Here is a 15622-nt window from a genome sequence, read left to right on the forward strand (position 1 = left end):
CAGGCGGCCTAACTCAGGCCGCCTACTTCGCGTCCTTGAGGAACGGCACGACCAGAGCCACGGTCGCTGCCGGCTGCTCTTCCATGATCCAGTGGCCAGAGTCCGGCACGACCCCGCCGGTGACATCGCTCGCCGCCGCGCGCATGACCGTGGCCATCATCGGGCCGAACGACTTCTCGCCGCCGAGCGCCAGCACGGGCATCGCCAGCTTGCCGCCTTTGGCAAGCCAGGCGCGGTTGTCTACCGCGTCCTGGTCGAAGGCGGCGAACTGGGCGAAGCCCGAATGCATCGCGCCCGGTAGTGCATAGAGCTTGGCGTAGTGCGCGCGCGAGGCCTCGTCGAAGCGCGCCGGGGTGGCCGAGAACTCGTTCCAGAAGCGGTCGAGATAGATCCGCTCGCGCCCGGCGACGAGCCGCTCCATGTCGGGGCCGCCGAAGCGGAAGTGCCAGAGCAGCGGCATCTTGAGCACCTCGTCCCAAGGTCCGACGCCGGGAACGGGCGCGTCGATCAGGACGAACTTGCTGACGCGCGCGGACTGCTGCGCGGCGAGCTGGAAGCCGACCATGTTGCCGATGTCGTGGGTGACCAGCGCGAAGCGATCGATCTTGAGCCGCGCGAGCAGGCCGGCGATGTCACGCGCCTGGGTGGCCTTGTCGTAGCCGGCCGCGGGGTGTGACGAGAGGCCCATGCCGCGCAGGTCGGGGACGATGACGGTGTGATCGGCGGCCAGGGCATTGGCGAGCGGCGCCCACATGTCGCCCGTCTCGCCATAACCGTGGAGCAGCACCACCGCGGGGCCGCGCCCGCCGACGCGCACGAACAGGTCCGTGCCGTTGGTCGCCACGGTTTCGGTCTTGAAGCCGCTGGCGAAAGGCGGGACCTCTGCCATGGCGGAATTTGCGAGAAACAGCGCGGCGAGCGAGGTCAGGGCAAGCGAGGTGAGCGATTTCATGGCCGGGGACTCCCGCAGGCCGGGACTCGGCCGCGGCGCGAGAATGATCGCGGTGCGTGCACTTGTAAACGGAGCGTTGCGCCCGCGCTCAGCTCGCCCAATCGGCGATGTTGTCCGCCTCGCCGATCAGCGCGAGGCCGTGGGCGATGGAAGTGAGCTCGCCGCCGCTGGCGATGCGCTCCTCGCCGAAGCGCTCGACGAACAGGCGGCGGATCGCCGGGATCAGCGAGGAGCCGCCGGTCAGGAACACGCGGTCGATGGCCTCCGCGCCCAAATCGGCCTTGGCCAGGGCGTCGTCGACGCAGGCCTGGATACGCGCGACGTCGGGGGCGATCCATTCCTCGAACTGCGCGCGCGTGACGTCGGCCGAGATGTCGAGCCCGCCGCCGGCGAAGCGGAATTCGGCGTGGCTCTCGGTCGAGAGCGCGCGCTTCACCTGGCCGACCGCCTCGTAGAGCGGATAGCCGAGCTCGTTCTCGACGATCGCGATCATCCGGCCGATCGCCTCGGGATCGAGCGCGGCGCGCTGGAGCTTGGCCAGTTCGTCGAGCGTGCGGCGGTTGCGCATCAGCGCCAGCTTCGACCAGTCGGCGAAATCGTTGAAGAAGCCCGCGGGGATCTCGAGCTCCTTGTCGAACGAGCGATAGAGGCCGCCCTTGCCGAGCAGCGGCAGCACCAGCCGTTCGACGATGCGCGAATCGAAGCGATCGCCGGCGATGCCCACGCCCGAGGCGCTCAGCGGCACGCATCGCCGCGCGGCGCCCGGCTCGGCGACGCGCACGATCGAGAAATCGCTCGTGCCACCACCGAAGTCGGCAACGAGCAAGGTCGCGGGTTCGGTCAGCCGTGAAGCGTAGGAGAAGGCCGCGCCCAGCGGCTCGTAGACATAGTGAATCTCGCGCGCGAAATCCGCGAACATCTTGTCATAGCGCTCACGCGCCAGCGCGGCATCGGCGCGGGCGCCGGCATAGGACACGGGCCGGCCGATGATCACGCGCTCGGGCCGCTGGCTCAGCGCGCCGCCGGCATGGCTCACCAGCTTTTCGAGGAACTTCGCGCCGAGCTCCTCGAAGCGATAGCGCTTGGTGAAGACCGAGGCGTGTTCGAACAGCGGGCTCGCGGCGACGGTCTTGAACGACTGGATGAAGCGGCTGCCCAGCGGGAAGTCGAGATACTCGGCGATCGCCCAAGGTCCGGCTTCGTGGTCGAGCCCGCCGCGCACGCTGTCGTCCTCCCAGAACGACAGCGCCGAGCGGAACACCGCGCTCGTGGCCTGCGGCGCGGCGAATTCGATCAGGTCGGGCGAGGGCGAGCCGTTCGATCGCGCGACCACGCTGTTGGTCGTGCCGAAGTCGAGGCCCAGCGCAGGGCCGGCAGCATTGGTCGACATGGGAATCTCCGGCGGGCGCGGGCTGCGGGCGGCGCCTATGGCACCGGCTCGCGCGCAGGGCAAGCACCGGGCGAGGCACTGGGCCGCCGGCTGGGACAAGCGCGCTGACGAAGTACGCTATCGACCGCAGCGCCGCGATTGCGCATCCTGGCCTGACAAGACGGGAGAGAAACGATGCGGCGCTTCAAGATGCTGGTCTTCTCCGAGCCCTTTGCGGGCCGGGATGCGGAATTCGACGAATGGTATACCGGGCGCCATCTCGACGACATCGTCGCGCTGCCGGGCTTCACCACGGCGCAGCGTTTCAAGCTGCACTCGGTGTCGATGGGAACGAGTCTCAATCAGAACCTGGCGATCTACGACATGGAGACCGACGACCCCGACTGGGTGATCGAGAACATGTTCGCCAACCGCAATACCGAGGCGATGCCGATCCACCCGGCGTTCAACCTCGATGCGACGACGGTCATGCTCTACGAAGAGGCCACCGGCGTGGTCTTTGCGAAGGAAAGGGGCTAGCGCCGCCGAAAAGGCCAGTCGGTCGCGCCGCCCACCCAGAGCGCGAGCCAGATCAGCAGCGGCTGCGCGGCAAGGCGCGGGACGTGGTAGGCGAGCGGCAGGCCTCCGCTCGGCCGCGCTAGATCGAGCAGCATGTGCTGGACGTTCGCGGGCCAGACGCAGAGCGCATAGAGCGCGAGCCCCCAGCCGGCGCCCCGGCGCAGGCCCGGCGCGCGGCCCTGGACCAGGCCGATGGCGCCCGCGATCTCGGCAAGGCCGGTCAGCGCGACGATCAGCTCGGGCAAGGGCACCCAGGGTGGCACGATCGAGACGAAGGGGTGCGGCGCCACGAGGTGGAGCACGCCGGCAAGGCCGTAGAACAGCGCGAGGCCCCGGCGAGCCCAATCGCGCCGGCTCACCAGGAATTTCCGGCGGCGACTGCACGCTTCTCGGCGCGGGTGGACTTGCGGCCGAGCACCGGGTTCCGGTGCGGGAAGCGGCCGAAGCGCTCTATCATCCGCGCGTGCGAGCGGCAGAAGTGCAGCGTGCTGCTGTCGCCGAGCGCGGCGAAGAGCCGGAGCGCGAGCAACTGGTCGGCGATCGCCTCGCTGTGCATCAGCGGCATGTAGAGGAAATGGCGCGCGGACTTCGCCATGCCCCGGTCCCAGCCCTTGGCCAGGACCCCGCGGGTGATCGCGCGGGCCAGGCGATCGTAGGCGAAGGCCCGCGGATCGTCGCGGAACAGGTTGCGCGGCACCTGGTCGAACAGCAGCACGGCGGCGCGCGCGGTCAGCGGATCGCCGAGGAAAGCCCAAACGGGCTGCCGACCCAGCATGGCCAGGGTGCGGGCGAAGCGGCGGCGCAGTGCCGCATCGACCGAATCATTGCGCCCGAACCATTGGTCCGGGCGCAGATCGTCAAACCAGAAGTGCAGCATGTCCGCCGCCCAAGGGAGTCGGGCGGCGGACATGGTCAGAAGTTGTACTTGACCGTCGCGCCGTAGGTGCGCGGCGCACCGTTGGATTGGGTCATGCCCGTGGCCGTGGTGATCTTCTGCGCCGCATAGTCGGTGTTGCCCAGGTTGCGGCCCCAGAGCTCGATGCCGAGATGTTCGGACGAGCGGTATTCGATCGAGGCGTTGACGAGGTGGTACTCGTCCTGCTGGGCGCGATTGTCCGGCTCGAAGTAGTAGCCGCTGTTGAACGCGTAGAGTCCGGTCAGGCGCAGTTCGCGCTCGCCGCCGAGCGGGACCGTGTAGGTCGCGCCGAAGCTGGCCGCGAAGTCGGGCGCATTCGACACCTTGTTGCCCGACGCATCGCCGAAGCAGGTGACGTAGCCACCGGTCCAGACGCCGCCGGCGGGAACGACGCCGGGGTTGCGCGTGCCGCGCAGCGCCGCGGGGCAGGTGGCGGCCGCGGTCTGGCCGGCGATCACCGGATAGACGATCGGCGCCTGGAAGTTCTGGCCCGCGCCGCCGAACTTGCCGTAGCGCGAATTGAGCCAGGTGGCGCCACCGAACAGGCGCAGCTGGTCGGTCGGCTTGGCCTCGAACTCGAGCTCGACGCCGTCGACCTTGACCGTCGCCGCGTTGAGCACGAGCGACGAGCCGGGGTTCGCCGCCGCGGCCGAGCGGATCTGATAGTCGTCGATGTCGTAGTGGAAGGCGGCCAGGTTCAGACGCAGGCGGCGGTCGAACAGCTCGGACTTGAAGCCGATCTCATAGGCCATGATCGTCTGCGGCAGATAGGGATCGTTGAGCGGGTTCTGCAGGCTGTAGGAGCCCGACTTGAAGCCGCGGTTGGCCGAGGCATAGACGCTGACGTCCTGTGCCAGTTCCTGACGCAGCGCGACGCGCCAGGTGACCTGGTTGTACTTGAGCTTGGTGCGCTGCACGCCCGGCGCGGTCAGCGGCTGGCCGCTGGGATTGGTCACCGTGCCGCCCGGCAGCGCGGTGCCGTTGGCCAGGATGGTGAACTGGCTGGCGTCGAACGAGCGGCGGTCCTCGGTGTAGCGGATGCCGCCGGTCAGCTTGGTGGTCGGCGTGATCGCGTAGGTGGCTTCACCGAAGGCCGCGTAGGAATTGCTGTCGAGTTTGGCGCGCACGTCCTGGCCGCGCGCCGCGCCGAAGGCTCCGCCCGAGAAGAACGACGTGTTGTTGGCCTTGGTGTTGAGGTAGAAGCCGCCGAGCTGCCACTGCAGCGGGCCCGAGCCGGACGAGGCCAGACGCACTTCCTGCTGGAACGACTTCATGCCCGACAGGAACTGGATGCGGATCAGCGAGATCGGCCCGCCATCGACGTCGAAGTCGCTGTTGGTGCGCGTGTTGCGATAGGCCGAAACGCTGGTCAGCGTGGCGAAGCCCAGGTCGAATTCACCGGTGAAGCTGCCGCCGTAGATCCGCTGCTTGGTCAGGGCGAGGTCGTTCGAGGTCGTGTCGTGGTCGTCCGCGACGACCGCACCCGCCGGGGTGCCCGCCACGCCGGGACCGCGCGACAGGCCGGTGCCGATGGTGCCGTCGGCAATGCGCCAGCCGACAGGATTGTCGCGGTTCTCGAGGTAATCGCCCGAAAGGATCAGCTTGATCCGGTCGCTGGGCTGCGCGACGATCTTCGAGCGGATGCCCGAATAGTCCTGGAAGAAGTTCTTGTCGCCCCGCGTCAGGTTGCGGCCCCAGCCTTCGTTCTGGTGATAGCGCGTGACCGCGAGGTCGGCGCTGAGGCCGTCGGCGATCTTGCCGGCGACATAGGCGCGCGCGGAGACGGTCTGGTAATTGGCATAGCCGAAGTCGAGGTCGAGCACGGTCTCGTCGCCCGGCTCGCGGGTGATGACGTGGACCAGGCCGCCGGTGGCGTTGCGGCCGAACAGCGTGCCCTGCGGACCCTTGAGCACTTCGACGCGCTCGATGTTGTTGAAGTAGTTAATCGTCTGGCCGAGGTCGGCCATGTAGACGCCGTCGACGTAGACCGCATTGGCGCCTTCCTCGCCGGCCGCCGCATTGGTCGTGCCGACGCCGCGGACGAAGAACAGGCCGCTCGGGCCCGAACGGGTGAACTGCACCGAAGGGATGATCTGCGGCAGGTCGCGCGTGGTGTCGACGCCGCTTTCGCGCAGGGCCGAGGCGGTGACCGCCGAGACCGCGATCGGCACGTCCTGCAGGCGCTCCTGGCGGTGCTGCGCGGTCACGACGATCTCTTCGAGGCCGCCGGTGTCCGCCGCTGCATCCTGTGCGAGAGCAGGAACGGCGCCCATTCCGGCGAGACCGATCAGTGCCGCGCCGGTCAGCGCGCGCGCGCGGAAAGTCCTCAGAAGAGCAGCCATTATATCCTCCCTTGATGGCGGCGATCCCGATGTCCCCCGGTCGCCGACGGCGCGCACCCTCATGCGCGCCTACAAAACTGAGCACCGTCTTAGTTACGAGCGGACTCGCGTCAAGCGGCTGGGTCAAAACATGCCGCCATGTATCATTAATGCCGCAGCTCGAGCCAAGTATTCGGCGCGTCAGGCCCCGTGCGAAGCGAGATCGGCACCCGCGAGTTCGTCCGCATCGAGCGGATCGAACCGGTCGAGCACCTGCCTGATCAGCTGCTTGACCTCGTCGTGGCCCAGGCTGACGCCGACTTCGTCCTCGATGACGAAGTTGCGCGCGACGGCGGACATCAGCAGCACCATCCCGTGCGGGCCGACGATCGTGTGGTCGAAGCCGCGCTCGGTGTAAATGCGCTCCATCGCCTCGATCTGCTGCGAGCGGAAGCGCTCGCCGGTATGACGCATCTCTTCGCGCAGGCCCGGGTAGACTTTTCCGAGCGCGACGTATTCGGTCATCCGCTTGCCTTCGGGCAGGTTGCTGTTGAGCGCCCAGAGCGCGCGCATCGGGTGGCGCGACGACAAGGCTTCGTCATGCAGGCGGAAATAGCGCGCGGAAGACCTCTGAAAGACCGCGATCAGCAGCTCTTCCATCGAGCGGAAATAATAGTGCACGAGTTGCGGCTTGAGGCCCGCCTTCTGTGCGACGCGGCGCGCGCTGAAGGCGTGGTAGCCCTCTTCGCCAAGCAGATCGTAGGCGGCCTCGATCAGTCGCAATTTGGAGCGCGAGCCGCGCGCTTTGGATCCCGGCGTGGAAGCCATTGGCTCTCCGTTCGTGACAATGCCGCCAAATTGACGTGCATTGTCACGCGAGGCAAGGCTCTAGCGCGGCCATGCCGCTTCGGAATGGCGCAGTTGCGCGATCGGTAAGTTCGTCAGTTCGCGCGGGCGACGCGGCGATAGGGCACGAATTGCTGCAGCCCGACGAAACCGTTGTAGAAGAAGCCGGCGCGATCATGGGTGCGGACGATGTCCATGCGGCAGAGCTGGCTGCCGCGAATGTCGGTGACCATGATGTCGTCGCGATCGAGATCGCGCGGGTTGCTCGGGCGGTTGACGTAGATCGTGCCGCCATTGCCATAGACGATCGCGGTCTTGTCGATCACGCGCTGGTCGCGCGAGTCTGTCAGGCTGATGCAGTCGACAGGATTGCCGGGCTGGCGGCCGTCGAGGATCTTGGCGAGCTGTTCCTCGCCGGTGAGCTTGGGCTTCGCTCCGGCTGCGGCGCCGGTCAAAAGCACGGCGCCCGCCGCGAGAGCCAGGGCTGTCTTGCGCATGGGGACTCTCCTAAACGTCAATTTCGCACTCAGTACCGCAATCAGGCTGAACGCAGGCTTAGCGGAGTCAGGCCGTGCCGCCCACAGTCAGGCCTTCGACCAGCAAAGTCGGCTGACCCACGCCCGCGGGCACCGACTGTCCGCCCTTGCCGCAGACGCCGACGCCCTCGTCGAGGGCCATGTCGTTGCCGATGCCGGTCACCCGCGTGAGCACCGAAGGCCCGTCGCCGATCAGCGTCGCGCCCTTGATCGGCGCGCCCAGCTTGCCGTTCTCGATCTTGTAGGCCTCGGTGCACGAGAACACGAACTTGCCCGAGACGATGTCGACCTGACCACCGCCAAAGCTCTTGGCATAGATGCCGTTTTTGACGCGGCTCAGGAGCTCGGCCGGATCGTCGTTGCCGCCGCGCATGAAGGTGTTGGTCATCCGCGGCATCGGCGCGTGGGCATAGGATTCGCGGCGGCCGTTGCCCGTGGCGGGCACGCCCATCAGGCGGGCGTTGAGCCGGTCCTGGATATAGCCCTTGAGGATGCCGTCCTCGATCAGCACGTTCTCCTGGGTGGGCGTGCCCTCGTCGTCGATCGTCAGCGAGCCGCGGCGGCCCTGGAGCGAGCCGTCGTCGATCACGGTCACGCCCGGGGCGCCGACACGCTCGCCGATGCGGCCCGAAAACGCGCTGGTGCCCTTGCGGTTGAAATCGCCTTCGAGGCCGTGGCCGACCGCTTCGTGCAGCAGCACGCCGGGCCAGCCGGGGCCGAGCAGCACGGTCATCTCGCCGGCGGGCGCGTCGACGCTCTCGAGATTGGTCAGCGCCTGTTCGAGCGCGGTGTCGATCGCGCGGTTCCAGTTGGCGGGGTCGAACAGGTCGTCGTAGAGCCAGCGCCCGCCCATGCCGAAATTGCCCGTCTCGCGGCGGCCATTGGCCTCGGCGACGATGCCGACGTTGAGCCGCACCAGCGGGCGCACGTCGGTCGCGACGAAGCCGTCGGCGCGGACGATCTCGACCACCGACCACGAGGCGGAAAGGCTGGCGGACACCTGCGACACGCGCGGGTCGCGCGCGCGGGCGGCGGCATCGATCGTCTCGAGCAGCGCGACCTTCTTCTCGAAGGGCACGGCGTCGAGCGGCGAGGCGTCGGTATAGAGGTGGCGGTTCGACTGGCGCGGCGGCGCCGCGCGCGTGCCCGTGGCGGGATCGAGCAGTTGCAGCGTTTCGCCGGCACGGCGGATCGCCGCGGCCGACACGTCGTTGGCATGGGCGAAGCCGGTCATCTCGCCCGAAACGCCGCGCAGGCCGAAGCCCGCGTCGCGCGAATAGTCGGCGGTCTTGAGCCGGCCGTCGTCGAAGCCGAAGGATTCCGAGGCGATGAACTGCAGGTAAAGCTCGCCGTCGTCGCACTTGCGCAAGGTCTCCTGCGCGAGCGCCTGGGCTTCCTCGGGGGAGAGCTGGCCTGAACGATAGAGAAGCGAGCGGGGATCGGCGATGACGGTCATGCCGTCGATATAAGCGCTTTTGCGGAGCGCGCCAGCGTTACGCCGCCGCGGCGCCGGTCTCGCTATCAGCCTCACCGCCGCGCAGCACGAAGCGGCGGTCGCAATAGCCGCATTCGACGAAACCCTTCTCGTCGATCTCCAGCCAGACGCGCGGATGGCCGAGCGCGGCGCCGCCGCGGATGTCGGTGGCCCCGTCGCAGCTGACGCGGTGGGAATCGGTGTAGACGGTTTCGGGCGGCGTGATCATGTCGCGCGAATAGCAACTGACCCCCAGATTTTCTAGCGCAGTTTTCCAGCCTTTACGCGAGCGGGCTCCTGCCGCAGAGAACGTCGCTATGAGCGATGCCCCCGCGATCTCGATCCGCAATGTCGTCAAGCGCTATGCCCCCGTCGGCGAGGGGCCTGGAAAGCTCGCGCTCGACGACGTCAGCTTCGACGTGCCGCAGGGCCAGATCTTCGGCCTGCTCGGCCCGAACGGCGCGGGCAAGTCGACCCTGATCAACACGCTTGCGGGGCTGGTGATGAAGACCTCCGGCGAAGTGTCGATCTGGGGCTTCGACATCGATCGCGACATGCGCAACGCCAAGCGCGCGATCGGCATCGTCCCCCAGGAGATCGTGTTCGATCCGTTCTTCACGCCGTTCGAAGTGCTCGAGAACCAGGCGGGGCTCTACGGCGTGGCCAAGCCGCTGCGCCGGTCGATGGAACTGCTGCGCGCGGTGCACCTGGCCGACAAGGCGCAGTCCTATGCGCGCACGCTCTCTGGCGGCATGAAGCGCCGGCTGCTCGTGGCCAAGGCCATGGTCCACTCGCCGCCGGTGCTCGTGCTCGACGAGCCGACCGCCGGCGTCGACGTCGAGCTGCGCCGCCAGCTCTGGGATCTCGTCACCGAGATGAACCGCGAGGGCGTGACCGTGGTGCTGACGACGCACTACCTCGAGGAGGCCGAGGAGCTCTGCGACCGGATCGCCATCATCAACCACGGCAAGCTGATCACCAACCAGCCGACGCGCGAACTCGTCGGCATGGCGCGCGAAAAGGTCGTGGTGCTGACGCTCGACCGCGACATCGACACGCTGCCCGCGCATCCCGCCTTCCTCAAGTGCGAGAAGACGGGCGAGCGGATGGTGGAGATCACCTACGACAAGGATCGCAGCAATGCCGGCGAAGTGCTGGCTTCGGTGCAGGCGCAAGGCTTCGCGATCGTCGACGTGACGACGCGCGAGGCCGATCTCGAGGACGTGTTCGTCTCGCTGACGAGTGCGGTGAAGGCGGCCTGACATGATCCACGACGTCATCATCGTCGGTTCGGGCGCCGCCGGGCTGACCGCCGCGCTGGCCCTGGCCGAGAAGCTCAAGGTCCTTGTGCTCGCCAAGGGATCGCTGACCGGCGGTTCGACCGCCTGGGCACAGGGCGGCATCGCCGCCGTGCTCGATGCCGGCGACACCTTCGAGGAGCACATCCGCGACACCATGATCGCGGGTGCCGGGCTCAACCGGCAGGAAACCGTCGAATTCGTCATCGAGCGCGCGCCGCATGCGATCGACCGGCTGGTCGAGCTCGGCGTGCCGTTCAACATGGACGGCAACAGCCTCCACCTGACGCGCGAGGGCGGTCATTCGCACCGCCGCATCGTCCACGTAGACGACGCCACGGGCTGGGCGGTGCAGTCGGCGCTGCTCAAGGCGGCCGAGGATCATCCCAACATCACGCTGCTTCCGGGCCGCTCGTGCATCGATCTGATCAACGGCAAGCACGAGCTGCGCTATTCGGGCTCGGGCCGCGTCTGGGGCGTCTATGCGCTCGACGAGGCGACGGGCAAGGTCGAGGCGCACACCGCGCGCGCGACTGTGCTGGCGACGGGCGGCGCGGGCCGCGTCTATCAGTTCTCCACCGCGCCGCGCGGTGCGACCGGAGACGGCATCGCCATGGCCTGGCGCGCGGGCGCGCGCGTCTCCAACATGGAGATGATGCAGTTCCACCCGACCTGCCTCTACAACCTCGACGTCAAGAACTTCCTGATCACCGAGGCCGTGCGCGGCGAGGGCGGCCACCTGATCAACCCGCGCACCGGCAAGCGCTTCATGGAATTCTACGATCCCGAGCGGCTCGAGCTGGCCCCGCGCGACGTCGTCGCCCGCGCGATCGACTCCGAGATCAAGCGCTTCGGACTCGACTACGTCCATCTCGACATCAGCCACCAGCCGCCCGAATTCGTCCGCGAGCATTTCCCGACGATCTACGAGAAGCTGATGGGATTGGGCATCGACATGACCCGGCAGCCGATCCCCGTCGTCCCCGCGCAGCACTACACCTGCGGCGGCGTGCTGATCGACCTGACCGGCCGCACCGACCTGCCCGGGCTCTACGCCGTCGGCGAATGCACCGAGAGCGGGCTCCACGGCGCCAACCGCCTGGCCTCGAACTCGTTGCTCGAATGCTTCGTCTTCGGCGAGGCGGCGGCCGCCGACATCCTCGACCAGTGGGACGCCTTCGACGCGCCGCCGCCGGTCAAGGCCTGGGACGAGAGCCGCGTGACCAATTCGGACGAAGAGGTCATCATCAAGCAGAACTGGACCGAGATCCGCCGCTTCATGTGGAACTACGTCGGCATCGTGCGCACGACCAAGCGGCTCGAGCGCGCGCAGCACCGCATCCAGATGCTGACCGGCGAGGTCGAGGACTATTACGGCCACTTCCGTGTCACCACCGACCTGATCGAGCTGCGCAACCTGCTGCAGTCGGCCGAACTGATCGTGCAGTCGGCGCTGCGCCGCAAGGAGAGCCGCGGGCTGCACTACACGCTCGACTATCCCAAGACGCTGGCGACGCCGCGCGATACGGTGCTGGTGCCGTGAGCCTGCGCGACGACGATGATCGCACCGACCGCGCCTACCGCATCGTCGCGGCACCGGTGTCCGTGGTCTATGCCGCGCTGACCGATCCGCGGCTCGTGACGCTCTGGCTGCCGCCCGAGGGCGCCACCGCGACGATGCAGGCATTCGATCCACGGCCGGGCGGGGAGTTCCGCATGACCCTGCGTTTCGCTTCGGGTGGCGGCGGCAAGACCACCGAGGACAGCGACGTGGTCAGCGGCCGTTTCGTCGATCTCGAGCCTGACGAATGCGTGGTCCAGGACTTCGATTTCGTCTCGGACGATCCCGCCTTTGCCGGCACCATGCGCATGACCTGGGGCCTGACCTGGTGCGCCGGCGGGACAGATGTCAGCGTTATCGCCGAGAATGTCCCCGCCGGCATAAGCAAGGACGATCACGCCTTGGGGCTGGCCTCCTCGCTTGCCAATCTGGCGGCCTGCGTCGAACAATAGCCGCGACAACCGCGGGGAGAGACAGGTGCGGATCAAGGACAGGGTGGCCCTGGTCACCGGCTCGTCGCAAGGGATCGGCAAGGCGATCGCGCTGAAACTCGCGCAGGATGGCGGCAGGATCGTGGTCCACGCGCGCGGCGCCGAAAAGGCGGAGGCGGTCGCAGCCGAGATCCGCGCTGCGGGAGGCATGGCCCACGTCGTGCTCGGCGACCTCGCCGAGGGCGATACCGCGACGCGGATCGTCCGCGAGGCCTACGCGATCCACGGCGCGCTCGACATTCTCGTGCTCAACGCCGGCGGCGGCAGCTCTGGCCGCGCGACCGATCTGTCGGTCGAGACGATCGACCGCGTGCTCGCCTTCAACCTGCGCGCGACGATCCTGGCGACCACCGAATATGCGCGGCTGACGCAGAGCCCGCACGGACGCGTGGTGTTCATTTCCTCGGGTATGGCGACCCACGCCGCGCCCGGCGTCTCGGTCGGCGCCGCGGCCAAGGCGGGTTCGGAAACCTTCATGCGCTCGGTCGCGCAGGAGCTCGGCGAGCGCGGTATCACTTGCAATTCGGTCGCGCCGGGTTGCACGCGGACCGAGATGATCGCCGGCCAGGCCTGGCCCGACCAGGTGCCGCCCTGGACCGCGTTGCGTCGGCTCGGCCAGCCCGAGGACATCGCCGACGTCGTGGCCTTTCTCGCCAGCGACGAGGCGCGCTGGCTGACCGGCCTGACCATCGCGGCGAACGGTGGCTTGGTCACCACCGCCGCCAACATCCTGGCACGCGCTCGCTGAATCCATCGCCGAACTAGCAACAGACCGGCAACGAAACCATTCGTCTCGGCGCTACCCCAACCGCGTGTGGCAGCAAATGCACCGTCCGTCGCAGCAGGGGATTGCCATGAGGCCATCTCGTTTGTTTGCGCCGTCAACGATTGGATACCAAATTGGCGGGACTGCATTTGCTGGAAATCTCAAGAGCTTCGCTCGACTGTTCGGTGCTCTTCCTGGCGCTGCTCGGCTGTGCCACGACCCTGTTGACCGCGCGCGCCGTGCGTGCGCCGCACCGGATCGAGCGGCCCGTTTCCCAGGAGCCGATCGAACTCGTCGCTGCCACGCTCGCCGCGCTGGCGATCCCGATGTGGCTGACGACGCGCCCGATCGATCTCGTGGCCATGCTGGCACTGGTGCTGGCGACGGGCGTGGCACTGTGCCTGTTCGTCCGCCGGCTCAGCCTGCCCGGCGTGCTGACCTTGGCGACCCAGGCCGTCGCGCTCGTAGTCGGGCCGATCTGGGGCGCGCTGTTCATCGTCGAGGCGGACCTGCCGCTGTGGCTCGAACTCGCCGCGCTCGCGACCTTGGGCCTGGGCATGATGGCCAGCGGCGTCACGCTCGTCGCGGGCTTCGCACGCGAGGCGGTGATGACCCACGAGGACTGGCGCATGCCGGCGCAGGTGCCCGAGCCCTGCGACCGCGCGCCGCGCTTCAAGGTCTCGCTGCACCTGCCCTGCTATGCCGAGCCGCCCGAAGTGGTGAAGGCGACCATGGATGGCCTTGCCGGGCTCGACTATGCGGATTTCGAAGTGCTCGTCTGCGACAACAACACGCAGGACGAGACGCTCTGGCGCCCGCTCGAGGCGCATTGCGCCGTGCTCAACCGGCGGCTGGGGCGCGAGGTCTTCCGCTTCTTCCACGTCGCGCCGCTGCCCGGGGCCAAGGCCGGCGCGCTCAACTTCTGCCTCGAGCAGATGGCGCCCGACACCGAAGTCGTCGGCGTGATCGACGCAGACTACCACTCGCGCCCCGACTTCCTGTCGCGGCTCGTGCCCTTCTTCGCCGGTCCGCGGATCGGCTACATCCAGACCCCGCACGACTATCGCGGTTACGAGGACAGCGACTTCCTCACCGCCTGCCACTGGGAATACATGCCGACCAACAAGGTCGATTACCCGGGGGTCAGCGAATATGGCGGCGCCTTCACGATCGGCACCATGTGCCTGCTGCGCGCCGAGGCGCTGCGCCGCGCGGGCGGCTGGGCCGAATGGTGCCTGACCGAGGATTCCGAAGTCTCGGTGCGCATCCGCGCGGTCGGCTATCGCGGGCTCTATTTCGGCGAAACCTTCGGTCGCGGCCTGATTCCCGAGACCTTCGACGACTACCGCAAGCAGCGCTTCCGCTGGACCGCCGGGCCGGTGCAACAGCTCCGTCGCCACTGGCGCCTGTTCCGCCCCGCGCCGCTGGCCGCGCCGCTACCGGGCTGGAGCAAGCTGCTCGAGGTCACGCGCTGCGTCTCGCCGCTGCTCAACCTGGCCGGGATCGCCATGGCCGTGCTCTCGGCCGTGGGCATCGCCATCACCGTGATCAGCGACAATGCGCCGCGGATCGCGGTGCCCGAGGTCACCTGGCTCCTGCTCGTCGTGGGAGTCGCGACCTGGATCGTGCGCACGGTCCATCGCTATCGCCTGTCGGGCTGCGACGATCCGCGCGCGATGATCCGCGGCGAGATCGCCCGCGCTTCGCTCGACTATGTGGTGCTGCTCGCGGGTGTCGCCGGTCTGTCAAAGCGTCCGATCGCCTGGCGGCGCACGCCCAAGTTTGCCGTGCAGTCGGCGCAGGAATCGCCTTTCGTCATCGCGCGCGGTGAAACCGTGGCCGGAGTGATCTGCCTGGCGATCGCGCTGCTGGCGCTGCTCGCGGCGGGACAACTCGGTGGCGGCTTCGCGCTGCTGCTGGGGCTGAGCTTCGCGACGATGGCGCTGCGCTTCTTCTGTGCGCCGGTGATGGCGGCCCTGGGCAACCGCCATGCGACGCGCGTGACCGCTGTACCCGTGCCCGAGCCACGGCCGCTCGCGGCGTGATCGCTTAGAAGTTGAGGCCGAGCAATCGGCCCACGAAGATCAGCACGATCGCGCCGATGATCGAGGCGAGACAGCCCGCGCGGCTGAAGTCACTGTTGCCGCGGCTGGCGAACCAGCCCGCGAGCAGCGAACCGCCGACGCCGAGGAGGATCGTCGAGATCCAGCCCAGCGGCACTTCGCCCGGATAGAAGAAGCGCGCGAGCACGCCGATGACGAGGCCGCTGATGATCGCGCCGATGATGTTGAGCATGGGTATTCTCCTCCGCTGAAAGGCTTTTGCTGCCAAACGCACGAGAAAGCCATCCGTGTCGTCCGGCATCGCATGACGGCGGCGTAACGCGCAGTTGCCCAGATCTCGGCGGTCCAGCAAAGCCGGACGAGCCGCGGCGGCTGCCACGCATAAGGAGATGATCGGTCGGGATTCCGGTCGCTAAGGGTAAACTGCGCTGCAGATCACCCACCGGGAAA

Annotated in this window: 16 protein-coding genes; 6 read left to right on the plus strand and 10 right to left on the minus strand. The window is 68.0% G+C overall.

What is annotated here, in order from left to right; all coding sequences use genetic code 11:
- Nucleotides 1-22: 22 nt before the first annotated feature.
- Together WG901_RS11860 and WG901_RS11865 are read right to left on the minus strand one after the other, a co-directional pair.
- Complete coding sequence (locus WG901_RS11860) at nucleotides 23-952, minus strand: alpha/beta fold hydrolase (protein WP_339587275.1); 930 nt, start codon at nucleotides 950-952, stop codon at nucleotides 23-25.
- An 88-nt stretch (nucleotides 953-1040) separates the two neighbouring features.
- Nucleotides 1041-2342 carry an Hsp70 family protein gene (locus tag WG901_RS11865; RefSeq protein ID WP_339587276.1) on the minus strand — a complete coding sequence of 434 codons (1302 nt, stop codon included), beginning with the start codon at nucleotides 2340-2342 and terminating at the stop codon, nucleotides 1041-1043.
- Nucleotides 2343-2516: 174 nt separating this feature from the next.
- On the opposite strand from WG901_RS11865, the gene WG901_RS11870 reads away from it, so the two are divergent.
- Complete coding sequence (locus WG901_RS11870) at nucleotides 2517-2861, plus strand: hypothetical protein (protein WP_339587277.1); 345 nt, start codon at nucleotides 2517-2519, stop codon at nucleotides 2859-2861.
- On the opposite strand, the gene WG901_RS11875 is transcribed toward WG901_RS11870, so the two are convergent.
- The 7 genes from WG901_RS11875 to WG901_RS11905 all read right to left on the minus strand — a co-directional run bounded on the left by WG901_RS11875 (nucleotide 2858) and on the right by WG901_RS11905 (nucleotide 9222).
- Nucleotides 2858-3259, minus strand: a complete 402-nt coding sequence (locus WG901_RS11875; RefSeq protein WP_339587278.1) for a DoxX family protein — start codon at nucleotides 3257-3259, stop codon at nucleotides 2858-2860. The genes WG901_RS11870 and WG901_RS11875 overlap by 4 nt on opposite strands.
- A complete protein-coding gene (locus WG901_RS11880) occupies nucleotides 3256-3777 on the minus strand; it encodes a DUF924 family protein (RefSeq protein ID WP_339587279.1) in 522 nt (173 codons plus the stop codon). The genes WG901_RS11875 and WG901_RS11880 overlap by 4 nt, the downstream gene beginning before the upstream one ends.
- A gap of 35 nt (nucleotides 3778-3812) precedes the next feature.
- Nucleotides 3813-6158 carry a TonB-dependent receptor gene (locus WG901_RS11885; RefSeq protein ID WP_339587280.1) on the minus strand — a complete coding sequence of 782 codons (2346 nt, stop codon included), beginning with the start codon at nucleotides 6156-6158 and terminating at the stop codon, nucleotides 3813-3815.
- A gap of 180 nt (nucleotides 6159-6338) precedes the next feature.
- Entirely contained in the window at nucleotides 6339-6965 is a 627-nt protein-coding gene (locus tag WG901_RS11890) for a TetR/AcrR family transcriptional regulator (RefSeq protein ID WP_339587281.1), read from the minus strand.
- Nucleotides 6966-7078: 113 nt separating this feature from the next.
- Nucleotides 7079-7480, minus strand: coding sequence for a hypothetical protein (locus tag WG901_RS11895; RefSeq protein WP_339587282.1), 402 nt, complete (start codon nucleotides 7478-7480; stop codon nucleotides 7079-7081).
- A 67-nt stretch (nucleotides 7481-7547) separates the two neighbouring features.
- Entirely contained in the window at nucleotides 7548-8975 is a 1428-nt protein-coding gene (gene tldD, locus WG901_RS11900; protein WP_339587283.1) for a metalloprotease TldD, read from the minus strand.
- Between the two features lie 37 nt (nucleotides 8976-9012).
- On the minus strand, nucleotides 9013-9222 hold the full coding sequence (locus WG901_RS11905) for a zinc-finger domain-containing protein (RefSeq protein ID WP_339587284.1): 210 nt from the start codon (nucleotides 9220-9222) through the stop codon (nucleotides 9013-9015).
- Nucleotides 9223-9310: 88 nt separating this feature from the next.
- Between WG901_RS11905 and WG901_RS11910 the strand changes: the two genes are divergently transcribed.
- The 5 genes from WG901_RS11910 (at nucleotide 9311) to WG901_RS11930 (ending at nucleotide 15154) form a co-directional block, all read left to right on the plus strand.
- A complete protein-coding gene (locus WG901_RS11910) occupies nucleotides 9311-10255 on the plus strand; it encodes an ABC transporter ATP-binding protein (protein WP_339587285.1) in 945 nt (314 codons plus the stop codon).
- A gap of 1 nt (nucleotide 10256) precedes the next feature.
- Nucleotides 10257-11834, plus strand: coding sequence for an L-aspartate oxidase (nadB, locus tag WG901_RS11915; protein WP_339587286.1), 1578 nt, complete (start codon nucleotides 10257-10259; stop codon nucleotides 11832-11834).
- Nucleotides 11831-12304, plus strand: a complete 474-nt coding sequence (locus WG901_RS11920; RefSeq protein ID WP_339587287.1) for an SRPBCC domain-containing protein — start codon at nucleotides 11831-11833, stop codon at nucleotides 12302-12304. The genes nadB and WG901_RS11920 overlap by 4 nt, the downstream gene beginning before the upstream one ends.
- 25 nt (nucleotides 12305-12329) lie before the next feature.
- The gene (locus WG901_RS11925; protein WP_339587288.1) at nucleotides 12330-13091 is read left to right on the plus strand and encodes an SDR family NAD(P)-dependent oxidoreductase; all 762 of its coding nucleotides are present in this window, start codon (nucleotides 12330-12332) and stop codon (nucleotides 13089-13091) included.
- A 152-nt stretch (nucleotides 13092-13243) separates the two neighbouring features.
- Nucleotides 13244-15154 (plus strand): glycosyltransferase family 2 protein, encoded by a 1911-nt coding sequence (locus WG901_RS11930; RefSeq protein WP_339587289.1) that lies wholly within the window; start codon nucleotides 13244-13246, stop codon nucleotides 15152-15154.
- 4 nt (nucleotides 15155-15158) lie between these two features.
- Here WG901_RS11930 and WG901_RS11935 read toward each other — a convergent pair whose 3' ends face one another.
- Nucleotides 15159-15404, minus strand: coding sequence for a GlsB/YeaQ/YmgE family stress response membrane protein (locus WG901_RS11935; protein ID WP_339587290.1), 246 nt, complete (start codon nucleotides 15402-15404; stop codon nucleotides 15159-15161).
- Nucleotides 15405-15622: the final 218 nt, after the last annotated feature.

This window comes from Novosphingobium anseongense (genome assembly GCF_037482895.1).
Lineage (GTDB): Bacteria > Pseudomonadota > Alphaproteobacteria > Sphingomonadales > Sphingomonadaceae > Novosphingobium > Novosphingobium anseongense.